The sequence below is a fragment of the Variovorax sp. V118 genome (assembly GCF_041154445.1).
In the GTDB taxonomy this organism is placed as follows: Bacteria; Pseudomonadota; Gammaproteobacteria; order Burkholderiales; family Burkholderiaceae_C; genus Variovorax; species Variovorax boronicumulans.
Window position 1 is genome coordinate 2,211,880 of record NZ_AP028663.1, and the last position, 11,889, is coordinate 2,223,768.

General features: G+C 67.1%; 14 protein-coding genes. 12 read left to right on the forward strand and 2 right to left on the reverse strand.

Features of this window, described 5'->3' with window-relative positions:
* Nucleotides 1-4: 4 nt before the first annotated feature.
* Complete coding sequence (locus ACAM52_RS10080) at nucleotides 5-988, reverse strand: aliphatic sulfonate ABC transporter substrate-binding protein (RefSeq protein WP_369646912.1); 984 nt, start codon at nucleotides 986-988, stop codon at nucleotides 5-7.
* A gap of 253 nt (nucleotides 989-1,241) precedes the next feature.
* Between ACAM52_RS10080 and ACAM52_RS10085 the strand changes: the two genes are divergently transcribed.
* The 4 genes from ACAM52_RS10085 to ACAM52_RS10100 are packed head-to-tail and all read left to right on the forward strand — an operon-like array spanning nucleotide 1,242 to nucleotide 4,142.
* Nucleotides 1,242-2,057 carry a transporter substrate-binding domain-containing protein gene (locus ACAM52_RS10085; RefSeq protein WP_369646913.1) on the forward strand — a complete coding sequence of 272 codons (816 nt, stop codon included), beginning with the start codon at nucleotides 1,242-1,244 and terminating at the stop codon, nucleotides 2,055-2,057.
* A 31-nt stretch (nucleotides 2,058-2,088) separates the two neighbouring features.
* Nucleotides 2,089-2,805, forward strand: a complete 717-nt coding sequence (locus ACAM52_RS10090; RefSeq protein WP_369646914.1) for an amino acid ABC transporter permease — start codon at nucleotides 2,089-2,091, stop codon at nucleotides 2,803-2,805.
* Complete coding sequence (locus tag ACAM52_RS10095; protein WP_095745447.1) at nucleotides 2,802-3,536, forward strand: amino acid ABC transporter permease; 735 nt, start codon at nucleotides 2,802-2,804, stop codon at nucleotides 3,534-3,536. The genes ACAM52_RS10090 and ACAM52_RS10095 overlap by 4 nt, the downstream gene beginning before the upstream one ends.
* A 48-nt stretch (nucleotides 3,537-3,584) precedes the next feature.
* Nucleotides 3,585-4,142: an NADPH-dependent FMN reductase gene (locus tag ACAM52_RS10100; RefSeq protein ID WP_062470062.1), complete on the forward strand. Its 558-nt coding sequence runs from the start codon at nucleotides 3,585-3,587 to the stop codon at nucleotides 4,140-4,142.
* A gap of 67 nt (nucleotides 4,143-4,209) precedes the next feature.
* Here ACAM52_RS10100 and ACAM52_RS10105 read toward each other — a convergent pair whose 3' ends face one another.
* On the reverse strand, nucleotides 4,210-4,857 hold the full coding sequence (locus ACAM52_RS10105; protein WP_369628995.1) for an FMN-dependent NADH-azoreductase: 648 nt from the start codon (nucleotides 4,855-4,857) through the stop codon (nucleotides 4,210-4,212).
* A 135-nt stretch (nucleotides 4,858-4,992) separates the two neighbouring features.
* Here ACAM52_RS10105 and ACAM52_RS10110 point away from each other — a divergent pair, with 135 nt between their 5' ends.
* The 8 genes from ACAM52_RS10110 (at nucleotide 4,993) to ACAM52_RS10145 (ending at nucleotide 11,718) form a co-directional block, all read left to right on the forward strand.
* On the forward strand, nucleotides 4,993-5,907 hold the full coding sequence (locus tag ACAM52_RS10110) for a LysR family transcriptional regulator (RefSeq protein ID WP_369646915.1): 915 nt from the start codon (nucleotides 4,993-4,995) through the stop codon (nucleotides 5,905-5,907).
* 148 nt (nucleotides 5,908-6,055) lie between these two features.
* Complete coding sequence (locus tag ACAM52_RS10115) at nucleotides 6,056-6,697, forward strand: peroxiredoxin (RefSeq protein WP_093240439.1); 642 nt, start codon at nucleotides 6,056-6,058, stop codon at nucleotides 6,695-6,697.
* Nucleotides 6,698-6,719: 22 nt separating this feature from the next.
* Nucleotides 6,720-7,295, forward strand: coding sequence for an alpha/beta hydrolase (locus ACAM52_RS10120; RefSeq protein ID WP_307590554.1), 576 nt, complete (start codon nucleotides 6,720-6,722; stop codon nucleotides 7,293-7,295).
* The gene (locus ACAM52_RS10125; protein WP_369646916.1) at nucleotides 7,292-8,308 is read left to right on the forward strand and encodes a sulfate ABC transporter substrate-binding protein; all 1,017 of its coding nucleotides are present in this window, start codon (nucleotides 7,292-7,294) and stop codon (nucleotides 8,306-8,308) included. Before ACAM52_RS10120 ends, ACAM52_RS10125 begins: the two co-directional genes overlap by 4 nt.
* Complete coding sequence (gene cysT / locus ACAM52_RS10130; RefSeq protein WP_056580402.1) at nucleotides 8,309-9,196, forward strand: sulfate ABC transporter permease subunit CysT; 888 nt, start codon at nucleotides 8,309-8,311, stop codon at nucleotides 9,194-9,196.
* Between the two features lies 1 nt (nucleotide 9,197).
* Complete coding sequence (cysW, locus tag ACAM52_RS10135; RefSeq protein ID WP_062470078.1) at nucleotides 9,198-10,100, forward strand: sulfate ABC transporter permease subunit CysW; 903 nt, start codon at nucleotides 9,198-9,200, stop codon at nucleotides 10,098-10,100.
* Between the two features lie 20 nt (nucleotides 10,101-10,120).
* Nucleotides 10,121-11,218 carry a sulfate/molybdate ABC transporter ATP-binding protein gene (locus tag ACAM52_RS10140; RefSeq protein ID WP_369646917.1) on the forward strand — a complete coding sequence of 366 codons (1,098 nt, stop codon included), beginning with the start codon at nucleotides 10,121-10,123 and terminating at the stop codon, nucleotides 11,216-11,218.
* Nucleotides 11,215-11,718 carry a disulfide bond formation protein B gene (locus tag ACAM52_RS10145; protein ID WP_062470083.1) on the forward strand — a complete coding sequence of 168 codons (504 nt, stop codon included), beginning with the start codon at nucleotides 11,215-11,217 and terminating at the stop codon, nucleotides 11,716-11,718. Before ACAM52_RS10140 ends, ACAM52_RS10145 begins: the two co-directional genes overlap by 4 nt.
* The last annotated feature ends 171 nt before the right edge of the window (nucleotides 11,719-11,889 follow it).

The following is an 11,889-nucleotide window of genomic DNA, read 5'->3' on the forward strand; positions in this document are numbered from 1 at the left end:
GTCGTCAAACAAGGTTCAGGTCGAGAAACGCATCCTTCACCGCGATGGGCTGGGGAATGAGCTTCAGCTGCGCGAACACGTCGGCCAGGCCCTGCTGTTCGCGGGCGATGGCGGGCGTGAGCGCCACGACGCCATAGTGCCGCCGTTCGGTCGCCAGCGCCAGCACCTTGGGCTCGACCTTCAGCTGCGGCGCGAGCGTGGCCACCACCTCGCCGGGGTGGGCCTGCGCCCAGTCGTTGGCCTTGCGCAGCTCGGCGAACACGGTGCGCAGCGTGTCGGCGTTGGCGCGCGCGAAGGCGGGTTGCGCGAAGTGGTAGGTGCGGTTGCCGCTCAGGCCGGTGCCGTCGAACAGCAGGCGCGATTCGGTCGCCACCTGCGCGCCGGCCAGGAACGGGTCCCACAGGCCGATGGCCGCGACGCTGCCCGACTGGTAGGCGGCCACGGTGTCGGAGGCCGTGACGATGTAGACCGGCTCGATGTCTTCGTAGCGCAGGCCGGCCGCTTCGAGGGCGCGGATCAGCACGTACTGCGTGTTGTAGCCGCGGCCGGTGACGACCTTCTTGCCCTTGAGGTTGCGCACGTTGCGGATCGGCGAGTCGCGCGGCACCAGGAAGCCGACGCCGCCGGGGTAGGGGCTTTCGGCCGCGAGGTAGACCAGGCCCTTGCCGCTGGCCTGCTGGAACACGCCGATGCCGTCGGAGGCATGGCCGAAATCGATGGCGCCGGCCGCCAGCGCTTCCGACAGCTGGCTGCCGCCGAGGAACTCGCGCCACTCGACGTTCACGCCGGCCGGCGCCAGTGCCTTCTCGAGCTGGCCCGTGCCCTTGAGGATGTTGAGCGTGTTGAACTTCTGATAACCGATGCGCAGCGTGCGGGCGCGCGTCTGGGCGAACAGCGGGGCCGAGGCGGCCACGGCGGCGGCGCCGACGCCGGCGCGAAGCAGAAGGCGCCGGGAGACGGCGGGTGAGGAAGAGCGTGGGAAGTGCATGGGAAGAGCGGGGCCGCGTCGCGCAGCCGAAGAAGAAAAAAGCAGTCAGTCGAAAGGCAGAGGCTGGCCACTCTAGGGATCGACGCTGTCTCGCGCCACGAAGCTTTTGTCATTTGTTCATGCGCAACTCATCGCTGCATATGCAAGCGGAAATTGCTTCGTTGGCGCCGCACGCGGCGCTGCCTAGAGTCGCGCTCTCTTTTTCCACTTCCAGCGAAGCGCAGGCATGACCCGCAACACCAAACATCTCACCGTGACCAGTCTGGCCCTGGCCCTCGGCGCCTTCACCACCCTGGGCAACATCGCCTGGGCCGACAAGCTCGACGACATCCGCAAGGCCGGCGTGCTGCGCGTGGCCGCGTTCGACGGCAACCCGCCCTTCGGCTACATCGATCCGGCCAGCAAGAAGCAGGTGGGCCACGACATCGACCTGGCGACCGAGTTCGCGAAGAGCCTGGGCGTGAAGATCGAGCTGGTGCCGACCAACCCGGCCAACCGCATCCCGCTGCTCACCTCGGGCAAGGCCGACGTGGTGTTCGCCAGCTTCACCATCACCGACGAGCGCGCCAAGGCGGTGGACTTCACCACGCCGTACTTCCTGGTCGGCCAGCAGTTCCTCGCGAAGAAGGGCGTGCTGAAGGAGGCCGCGCAGATCAAGGACATCCGCATCGGCACCGAGAAGGGCACGACGATGGAGTCGAACCTGCGCAAGAACTACCCCGACGCCAAGGTCGTGCTCTACGACGATTCGCCCTTTGCGCTGGCCGCGCTGCGCAACGGCAACGTGCAGGCCATCACCAACGACGGCGTGAAGCTCACGGCGCAGTGGAACGCGATTCCCGACAAGGAGAAGTACGAGATCCCGGCGATCACGGTGTCGAAGGAATACCTCGGCGCGGCCGTGGCCAAGGGCGAGACGCGCCTGCTCGAGACGCTCAACGCCTGGCTGGTCGACAGCGAGAAGAACGGCCGCGCCGTGGCGATCTACGACACCTGGTTCGGCCCGAACAGCAAGGGGCCGCTGCCGCGCCTGCTGAAGATCGGCGACCAGCGCGTGGCCGCCAACTGATGGGGCGCGCAACGACCGGATCGATGCGGCCTTGAGCGATTTCCTGCGCGAGCACCTGCTCGCGCCCCATTACCTCGGCTGGCTGCTCGACGGCTGGCTCGTGACCGTGGGCGCCTCGCTGCTGGTGGCGGCGGGCGCCACGCTGCTGGGCGTCGTCGTGGCGGCGGGGCGCTCGTCGAGCCGGCCCGCGTGGCTGCGCGCGAGCGGCGCGTACGTCTCGCTGTTTCGCAACACGCCGCTGCTGGTGCAGCTCTTCTTCTGGTACTTCGGCGCGCCCAGTTTGTTGCCCGAGGCGCTGCGCGAAGGGCTGCTGGCGGGACGTTTCATTTCCTTCGAGCTTCTGTCGGCGCTGCTCGGGCTCACGCTGTATGCGGCCGCCTACGTGGGCGAGGACATCCGCTCGGGCATCCGCGGCGTGCCACTGGGGCAGACGCTGGCGGCGCAGGCGCTGGGCTTCACGCGCGCACAGGTGCTGGCGCAGGTGGTGCTGCCGCAGGCGCTGCGCATCGCGTTGCCGCCGCTGCTGGGGCAGTACATGAACATCGTCAAGAACACCTCGCTCGCGATGGCCGTGGGGCTGGTCGAGCTGTCGTACGCCTCGCGCCAGGTCGAGGCGGAAACCTTCAAGACCTTCCAGGCCTTCGGCGTGGCGACGCTGCTCTACATCGTGACCATCGGCGCGATCGAGCTGCTGGCGGCGTGGGCTGCGCGTCGGCAATCGTTGGTGCCGGGGAGGGCGACGGCATGACCGATGCGCTGCACATGCTGTGGGACAGCCTGCCGTACCTGCTGTGGGGCGCCTTTCCGCAGGGCGAGCTGGGCGGTGCGGCGCTCACGGTGCTGCTCAGCGCCGGCTCGGGCATCGCGTCGGCGCTGCTGGGGCTGGCGTGGGGCATCGGGCTGGCCATGGCGCGGGGGCCGCTGAAGCGCGTGCTGACGCTGGGGCTGGCCTTCCTGCGTGCGATCCCGGTGCTGATGCTGATCTTCTGGACCTACTTCTTGCTGCCGTTCGCGCTGGGCGTGAGCGTGCCGGGCGTGTTGTCGGTGATGTGCGCGCTGTCGCTGGTGGGCGGCGCCTACCTGGCGCACGCGGTGCATGCGGGCATCCGCGGCATCGGGGCCGGGCAGTGGGCGGCGGGGCTGTCGCTCGGGCTCACGCGCTGGGGCACGCTGCGCCACGTCGTGCTGCCGCAGGCGCTGCGGATGATGCTGCCGTCGTTCGTCAACCAGTGGGTCACGCTCGTGAAGGACAGCTCGCTGGCGTATGTGGTGGGCGTGGGCGAACTGTCGTTCGTGGCCTCGCAGGTGAACGCGCGCACCATGGTCTATCCGGCGGAGATCTTCGTGCTGGTGGGCGCGATCTACTGGCTGCTGTGCACCGGGCTGGACCGGCTGGCCCACGGGGTCGTGCGCCGCGCGCAGGCGGGTGCGCCGGTTGTCATGAACTTTTCTGGAAAAGGTCTTGAGCGCTTCGCATAATCGTCCCGGTCATTCCGACAGCCTTTTCCATTTCAAGGAGTTCCACCCATGGCACAGACCCGGATCGCCGTCATCGTCGGCAGCCTGCGCAAGGATTCGTTCAACCACAAGCTGGCCCTGGCGCTGGCGCATCTCGCGCCGTCGGACTTCACGTTCGAGACCCTGCGCATCGACGACCTGCCGCTGTACAACCAGGACGACGACGGCAACCAGGCCGCGCAGGTGAAGCGCCTCAAGAGCGAAGTGGCCGCCGCGCAGGGCGTGCTGTTCGTCACGCCCGAATACAACCGCTCGATCCCCGGCGTGCTGAAGAACGCCATCGACCACGCCTCGCGCCCCTACGGCCAGAGCGTGTGGGCCGGCAAGCCGACCGGCGTGCTCGGCATCTCGGTGGGCGCCATCGGCACCGCGCTGGCGCAGCAGCACCTGCGTAACATCCTGGCGTACCTCGACGCGCCCACGATGGGCGGCCCCGAGGTGTTCCTGCAGGCCAAGGAAGGCCTGTTCGACGACAAGGGCCACATCGGCAACGAAGGCACGCAGAAATTCCTGCAGGGCTGGATGGACAAGTACGTGGCTTGGGTCAAGGCCCACTCGGCAGCCTGAACGCAAGGCCATCGCCCATGAAAAAGCCGCCCCACGGGGCGGCTTTTTCGTTCCGCTGGCGAAAGACTCAGGCGGCTTGCGCGACGTTCTTCTGGTTCGCAGCTTCGGTCGTGGCCACGAGGATGTCGGCGCGGGCGGCGGCCAGTGCGGCGGCCTTGGGCGCGTCACCCATCGCGATGCCTTCGGCGCGCACGAAGCGCACGTCGGTGATGCCGAAGAAGCCGAAGATCACCTTCAGGTAGCTTTCCTGGTGCTCGGCCGCCTGGCCGCCTTCGGAGGTCGAGTAGATGCCGCCGCGGCTGGACGCCACGATCACCGTCTTGCCGCCGGCCAGGCCGACGGGGCCCTTCTCGGTGTACTTGAAGGTGCGGCCGGCTTGCGCGAGGCGGTCGATCCAGGCCTTGAGCTGGGTCGGGATGGTGAAGTTGTACAGCGGGGCGCCGATCACGACGACGTCGGCGGCCAGGAACTGGCTCACCAGCTTTTCCGACAGGGCGTTCTCGCGCAGTTGCGCTTCGGTCGGCTGGGCCTGCACGCCGGTCTTGATGCCGAGGGCGTCGACGCCGAAGTGCGAGGGCGCGTCCACGGCGAGGTCGAGGTACTCGACCTGGGTGTCGGGGTGGGCGGCGCGCCATGCGGCCACGGTTTCGGCGGTCAGCTGGCGCGAGGTGGAGCCGGCGGCGAGGATGCTGGAGTCGATGTGGAGCAGCTTCATGTCAGTCAATCACTTTCTGTGCAAGGTGTCGGCGCTGAGAAGTGGCCGGCGTTGGGAGAATTCTATTTTTGATGTGAGTGACTGATAAGTAGCCGAAATTTGATCAGATCGTTCTGTTGGTGGGACAATAAAGCCATGCAAGACCTCAACGACATGGTGTTCTTCGCCGAGGTGGCCGAGCGGGGCGGCTTTGCCGCCGCCAGTCGGGCGCTGGGCATTCCCAAATCGCGCCTGTCGCGCCGCGTGGCCGAGCTCGAGGAGCGCCTGGGCGTGCAGCTGATGCAGCGCAGCACGCGGCGCCTGTCGCTCACGCCGGCCGGCGAGATCTACCTGCGGCACGCCTCCGCGATGCGCGACGCGGCCCAGGCGGCGGCCGAGGCGGTGGCGCAGGTGCAGACCGAGCCGAGCGGGCTGGTGCGGCTGACCTGCCCGGTCACCATCGCGCACAGCGGGCTGGCGCAGCTGATTCCGCTGTTCATGGAACGCTACCCCGCGGTGCGCGTCGACATCCGCGTCATCAACCGGCCGGTGGACCTGATCGAGGAGGGCATCGACATCGCATTGCGCGTGCGCCCCACCATCGAGGACAGCACGGTGCTCGTGGCCAAGACCTTCGGCCACAGCCGAGGCGTGCTGGTCGCCAGCCCGGCGCTGATGGCGCAACACGGGCCGATCGACACGCCCGCTGACCTCGCGAAGCTGCCGACGGCGGCCATGTCGGTCAATGGGGAAGGGCGCGCCGAATGGCGGCTCGAAGGCCCGGAAGGCCGCAGCCACCTGCACGTGCACACGCCGCGCTACGTGGCCGACGACCTCGCGACGCTGCAATTCGGCGCGCTGGGCGGGGTCGGCGCGACGATGCTGCCCGACTACATGTGTAGCGCAGACGTCGAGACGGGCCGGCTGGCGCGGGTGCTGCCGGGCTGGGGGCCGTCGCCGGTGGTGGCGCACATGGTGTTTCCGGCGCGGCGGGCGCTGGTGCCGGCGGTGCGGCGGCTGATCGACTTCCTGTCGGAACACCTGCAGAGCGAGCAGATGCGGATGTTCTGAGGCTGGTTGCTATCTAAAAGATAGCGCCATAGGGGGTCTTCGCAGGTTCTATATGCGAAAAACGTCATATCCAAACAAACAGATATTCGTTTGCCATTGAAGCAGCGGTTCGCACAATCCAGGGCTTCACCCCCTTCTTGGAGCGACCATGGCAACCCTGCGACTCGGCGACACCGCCCCCAATTTCACCCAGGACTCCAGCGAAGGCCCGATCGACTTCTATCAGTGGGCCGGCGATTCGTGGATCGTGTTCTTCTCGCACCCGGCCGATTTCACGCCCGTGTGCACCACCGAACTCGGCAAGACGGCGGCGCTGTCGGGCGAGTTCGCCAAGCGCGGCGTGAAGCCCATCGCGCTGAGCGTCGACCCGGCCACCAAGCACAAGGAGTGGATCTCGGACATCAACGAGACGCAGAACACCACCGTCAACTTCCCGATCATTGCGGACGCCGACCGCAAGGTGGCCGACCTGTACGACCTGATCCACCCGAACGCCTCGACCACGGCCACGGTGCGCAGCGTCTACATCATCGACCCCAAGAAGGTCATCCGCACCACCATCACCTACCCGGCGTCGACCGGCCGCAACTTCGACGAAATCATTCGCGTGATCGACTCGCTGCAGCTCACCGACAGCCACAAGGTCGCCACGCCCGTGAACTGGAAGGACGGCGACGACGTTGTCATCGTGCCGAGCATCCAGGACCCGGCCGAGCTGGCCGAGCGCTTCCCCAAGGGCTTCAAGGCCGTCAAGCCTTACCTGCGCATCACGCCGCAGCCCAACAAGTAAGAAGCCGCAGGACCGCGCCGTCATGCAGACTCGTGTCGTCATCGTGCCCGGTTGGCGCGACTCCGGGCCCGGCCATTGGCAGAGCCTGTGGGAAGAACGCATTCCGGGCGCGGCGCGGGTGGCGCAGGACGACTGGGCCTCGCCCAAGCGCGACGCCTGGGTGCCCGCGCTGGCCAAGCTCGTGCTCGAAAGCGAAGGCCCGGTGGTCATCGCGGCGCACAGCCTGGGCTGCATCGCCACGGCGCACCTGCCGCCCGAGGCCGCCGCCCGCATCCAGGGCGCGCTGCTGGTGGCGCCGGCCGACCCCGAGCGCCGCGCGGTGCTGTCTGACTTCGCGCCCGTGCCGTATGCGGCGCTGCCGTACCGCAGCATCGTGGTGGCGAGCAGCAACGATCCCTATTGCCCGATCCGCCTGGCGGGCGCCTATTCGCGCGCCTGGGGCAGCGAGTTCGTGCGCATGCAGAATGCGGGGCACATCAACATCGATTCGGGGCACGGAGACTGGCCGCTCGGCCTGGCCCTGCTGCAATCGTTGACCGACGAACCCGCCGCCTGGTCGGCCGGTCGTGAATTTTCAGACAACCTGGCAACCACATGACTTCCAGAATCAAGACCTTCGTCGCCGTGCTCGCGCTGGCGTCCTCCGCACTCGCCGGCAACACGGCCTTTGCCCAAGGCACGGGCCTGCTGAACGCTTCGTACGACGTGGCGCGCGAGTTCTACAAGGACTACAACGCGGCCTTCGTGGCGAACTACAAGAAGACCACGGGCAAGGACGTCAAGATCGACCAGTCGCACGGCGGCTCCAGCGCCCAGGCACGCGCCGTGGCCGACGGCCTCGATGCCGACGTGGTGACCATGAACACCTCGACCGACATCGACTTCCTGGCCAACGCCGGCGTGGTCGCCAAGGACTGGAACAAGAAGTTCCCCGAGAACGCATCGCCCACCACCTCGACCATGCTGCTGCTGGTGCGCAACGGCAACCCCAAGGGCATCAAGGACTGGGACGACCTGGTCAAGCCGGGCGTGCAGGTCGTGATCGTCAACCCCAAGACCGGCGGCAACGGCCGCTATGCCTACCTGGCCGCCTGGGGCTACATCAAGAAGAAGGGCGGCACCGACGCCCAGGCTGCCGAGTTTGTCGGCAAGCTGTTCAAGAACGTGCCGGTGCTGGCACGCGGCGGCCGCGACGCGACCACCGCCTTCCTGCAACGCAACATCGGCGACGCGCTGATCACCTTCGAATCGGAAGTGGTCTCGATCGACCGCGAATTCGGCACCGGCAAGGTCGACTCGGTCTACCCGTCGATCTCCATCGTGGCCGAGAACCCGGTCGCCATCGTCGAGCGCACCGTCAAGAAGAAGGGCACGGGCGAGCTGGCCAAGGCCTACCTCGACTGGCTGTACTCCGAAGAAGCGCAGGAAATCGCCGCCAAGCATGCGCTGCGCCCGCGTTCGCAGACCGTGCTCAAGAAGTACGCATCGACCTTCAAGCCGCTGCAGCTGTTCACGGTGCAGGAACTGTTCGGCAGCCTGAGCGAAGCGCAGAAGGTGCACTTCAATGACGGCGGCCAGTTCGACAAGCTCTACACGCCCGGCGCGAAGTAAATGAGCGGCGCTGCTTCTTCGGCGCTCCCGGCAGCGGGAGCGCCTTTTTCACGTGCCAACCGGGCAGGGGGCGCCAAGCGCGTGCTGCCCGGTTTCCACATCACGCTCGGCTTCACGGTCTTCTACCTGTGCCTGATCGTGCTGATCCCGTTGTCGGCGCTGGTCTTCAAGACCTTCACGATGACCTGGGAGCACTTCTGGGTGTCGGTGACCGCGCCGCGCGTGATGGCCTCGTACCGCCTGACCTTCGGCGCCTCGCTGATCGCCGCCATGGTGAACGCGGTGTTCGGCCTGCTCGTGGCGTGGGTGCTGGTGCGCTACAAGTTCCCGGGCAAGCGCATCGTCGATGCGCTGGTCGACCTGCCGTTCGCGCTGCCCACGGCCGTGGCCGGCATCTCGCTCACGGCGCTGCTGGCGGGCAATGGCTGGATCGGGCAACTGCTCGAGCCGCACGGCATCAAGCTGGCGTTCACGCCGGCGGGCATCGTGATTGCGCTGATCTTCATCGGGCTGCCGTTCGTGGTGCGCACGGTGCAGCCGGTGCTGGAAGACACCGAGAAGGAACTGGAAGAAGCCGCGACTTCGCTGGGCGCCACGCGCCTGCAGACCTTCACCAAGGTGATCTTTCCGGCGATTGCGCCTGCCTTGCTCACGGGCTTTGCCATGGCCTTCGCACGCGCCATCGGCGAGTACGGCTCCGTGATCTTCATCGCCGGCAACATGCCGATGATTTCCGAGATCACGCCGCTCATCATCATCGGCAAGCTGGAGCAGTACGACTACACGGGCGCCACCGCGGTCGCGCTGGTGATGCTCGTGCTGTCGTTCATCCTGCTGCTGGTCATCAACGGCCTGCAAGCCTGGCAACGCAAGCGCGCAGGAGCCTGACATGAGTGCACCTTCGAAAATCATTCGCCGCGCGCAGGCCGGCACCACCGAGTCGGCCTGGGTCCGCTGGACGCTGATCGGCATCGCCCTGGCGTTCATGTTCCTGTTCCTCGTGCTGCCGCTGGCGGCCGTGGCGGTCGAGGCGCTGCGCAAGGGCCTCAATGCCTACCTCGAGGCGCTGAAGGAACCCGATGCGTGGAGCGCCATCCGCCTCACGCTGATCACCGCCGCCATCGCGGTGCCGATGAACCTCGTGTTCGGCGTGGCCGCGGCCTGGGCCATCGCCAAGTTCGAGTTCCGCGGCAAGGCCTTTCTCACCACGCTGATCGACCTGCCGTTCGCGGTGTCGCCGGTGGTGGCGGGCCTGATCTACGTGCTGGTGTTCGGCGCGCAGGGCTGGTTCGGTCCGTGGCTGGCAGAGCACGACATCAAGATCATCTTCGCCGTGCCCGGCATCGTGCTGGCCACCGTGTTCGTGACCTTTCCCTTCATTGCGCGCGAACTCATTCCGCTGATGCAGGCGCAGGGCACCGACGAGGAACAGGCCGCCATCGTGCTCGGCGCGACCGGCTGGCAGACCTTCCGGCGCGTGACCTTGCCCAACATCAAGTGGGGCCTGCTGTACGGCGTGATCCTGTGCAATGCGCGCGCCATGGGCGAGTTCGGCGCGGTGTCGGTGGTGTCGGGCCACATCCGGGGCCAGACCAACACGATGCCGCTGCACGTCGAGGTGCTCTACAACGAATACCAGTCGGTGGCCGCCTTCGCGGTGGCCTCGCTGCTGGCGATCCTGGCGCTGGTCACCCTGGTGATCAAGTCGGTCATCGAGTGGCGCCATGAGCGCGAAATGAAAGCCATCGCCGAGCTGCCGCCCGAGCGTCCCCCCGAGCCTTCGGCGGCCTGAGAAGACGAGAGAACAAGACCATGAGCATCGAAATCCGCAACATCAGCAAGCAGTTCGGCGACTTCCGCGCGCTGAACAACGTGAACCTCGACGTCGAGTCGGGCGAACTGGTCGCGCTGCTCGGCCCTTCGGGCTGCGGCAAGACCACGCTGCTGCGCATCATCGCGGGCCTGGAAACGGCCGACACCGGCAGCATCCATTTCTCGGGCGAAGACACGACCGACGTGCACGTGCGCGAGCGCCAGGTCGGCTTCGTGTTCCAGCACTACGCGCTGTTCCGCCACATGACCGTGTTCGAGAACGTGGCCTTCGGCCTGCGCGTGAAGCCGCGCAAGGAGCGCCCGAGCGACGCGCAGATCAAGGCCAAGGTGACCGACCTGCTCAAGCTGGTGCAGCTCGACTGGCTGGCCGACCGCTACCCGTCGCAGCTGTCCGGCGGCCAGCGCCAGCGCATCGCGCTGGCTCGCGCGCTGGCGGTGGAGCCCAAGGTGCTGCTGCTGGACGAACCCTTCGGCGCGCTCGACGCCAAGGTGCGCAAGGAACTGCGCCGCTGGCTGCGCCGGCTGCACGACGAGCTGCACGTCACCTCGATCTTCGTCACGCACGACCAGGAAGAAGCACTCGAAGTGGCCGACCGCGTGGTGGTCATCAACAAGGGCCGCATCGAGCAGGTCGGCTCGCCGCAGGACGTGTGGGACAAGCCCGCGAGCCCGTTCGTCTACGGCTTCCTGGGCGACGTGAACCTGTTCCACGGACGGGCCGACAACGGCGCCGTGCAACTGGACGGCATGCGCATCGACTCGCCCGAGCACAGCAGCGCGCGCGACGCCAAGGCGCTGGCCTACGTGCGCCCGCATGACCTGGATGTGACACGCTACGTGTCGGGTGCCACGGGCATCGTTGCCACGCTGTCGCGCGCGATCGTGGTCGGACCGATCGCGCGGCTGGAACTTGAGCCCACCGAAACGAATCCAGATAATCCGGGCTCCGGAACCATCATCGAAGCGCAACTCCCTGCGCAACAGTTCCGCGACCTGGGCTTGAAGGAAGGCGACACCGTCGTCGCCACCCCCCGCAAGGCCAGGGTGTTCGTAGAAGAAGATTGGGTATCTCCTTGATCCATTGGTACTTCGGCGCGCCGCGCCGCGCGCTCGGGCTGATCTGCCTGGCCTGTGTCCTCATGCTGGCCTTCGGGCTGTATCTGCAGCACGTGGTCGGGCTCGAACCCTGCCCGATGTGCATCGTGCAGCGCTATGCGCTGATGCTGGTGGCGCTGTTCACCGGCCTGGCGGCGCTGTTCAACAGCCGCGGCCTGCAGGTGACGGGCGGGGTGCTGGCGCTGGCGGCGGCGGTGGGCGGCGCCTACACGGCGGCGCAGCAGAGCTGGCTGCAGTGGTATCCGCCCGAGGTCGTCTCGTGCGGGCGTGACCTGTACGGGATGATCGAGACTTTCCCGCTCAAGCGCGCGCTGCCGATGATCTTCCGCGGCGGCGGCGACTGTTCCAAGATCGACTGGTCGCTGTTCGGCCTGACGCTGGCGAACTGGTCGTTCATCGCGTTCACGGTGCTGGCGCTGTTGCTGCTCACCTTGCTCTTGCGCCGGCGCACCGCGCGCTGAGTTCTTTTTCAGTAGTCTCTTGCGGCGTGGCCCGCTGTCCTTCGAGGGCAGCGGGCCACGCCGTTTTCAGGGGTCGCTGCGCAGGCCCGTGCAAAAAGCCCGTCAAAACGCATGCTTTAGCAGGCCTTCAGCAACCGGGGCTAGGATGAACCGCATCCCTTCCCGGGCTTC

Coding starts and splice junctions, on each gene's coding strand:
- ACAM52_RS10080 (WP_369646912.1), bottom strand. CDS start 988: ATGCACTTCCCACGCTCTTCCTCACCCGCCGTCTCCCGGCGCCTTCTG.
- ACAM52_RS10095 (WP_095745447.1), top strand. CDS start 2,802: ATGACCGATGCGCTGCACATGCTGTGGGACAGCCTGCCGTACCTGCTG.
- ACAM52_RS10100 (WP_062470062.1), top strand. CDS start 3,585: ATGGCACAGACCCGGATCGCCGTCATCGTCGGCAGCCTGCGCAAGGAT.
- ACAM52_RS10105 (WP_369628995.1), bottom strand. CDS start 4,857: ATGAAGCTGCTCCACATCGACTCCAGCATCCTCGCCGCCGGCTCCACC.
- ACAM52_RS10110 (WP_369646915.1), top strand. CDS start 4,993: ATGCAAGACCTCAACGACATGGTGTTCTTCGCCGAGGTGGCCGAGCGG.
- ACAM52_RS10115 (WP_093240439.1), top strand. CDS start 6,056: ATGGCAACCCTGCGACTCGGCGACACCGCCCCCAATTTCACCCAGGAC.
- ACAM52_RS10120 (WP_307590554.1), top strand. CDS start 6,720: ATGCAGACTCGTGTCGTCATCGTGCCCGGTTGGCGCGACTCCGGGCCC.
- ACAM52_RS10125 (WP_369646916.1), top strand. CDS start 7,292: ATGACTTCCAGAATCAAGACCTTCGTCGCCGTGCTCGCGCTGGCGTCC.
- cysT (WP_056580402.1), top strand. CDS start 8,309: ATGAGCGGCGCTGCTTCTTCGGCGCTCCCGGCAGCGGGAGCGCCTTTT.
- cysW (WP_062470078.1), top strand. CDS start 9,198: ATGAGTGCACCTTCGAAAATCATTCGCCGCGCGCAGGCCGGCACCACC.
- ACAM52_RS10140 (WP_369646917.1), top strand. CDS start 10,121: ATGAGCATCGAAATCCGCAACATCAGCAAGCAGTTCGGCGACTTCCGC.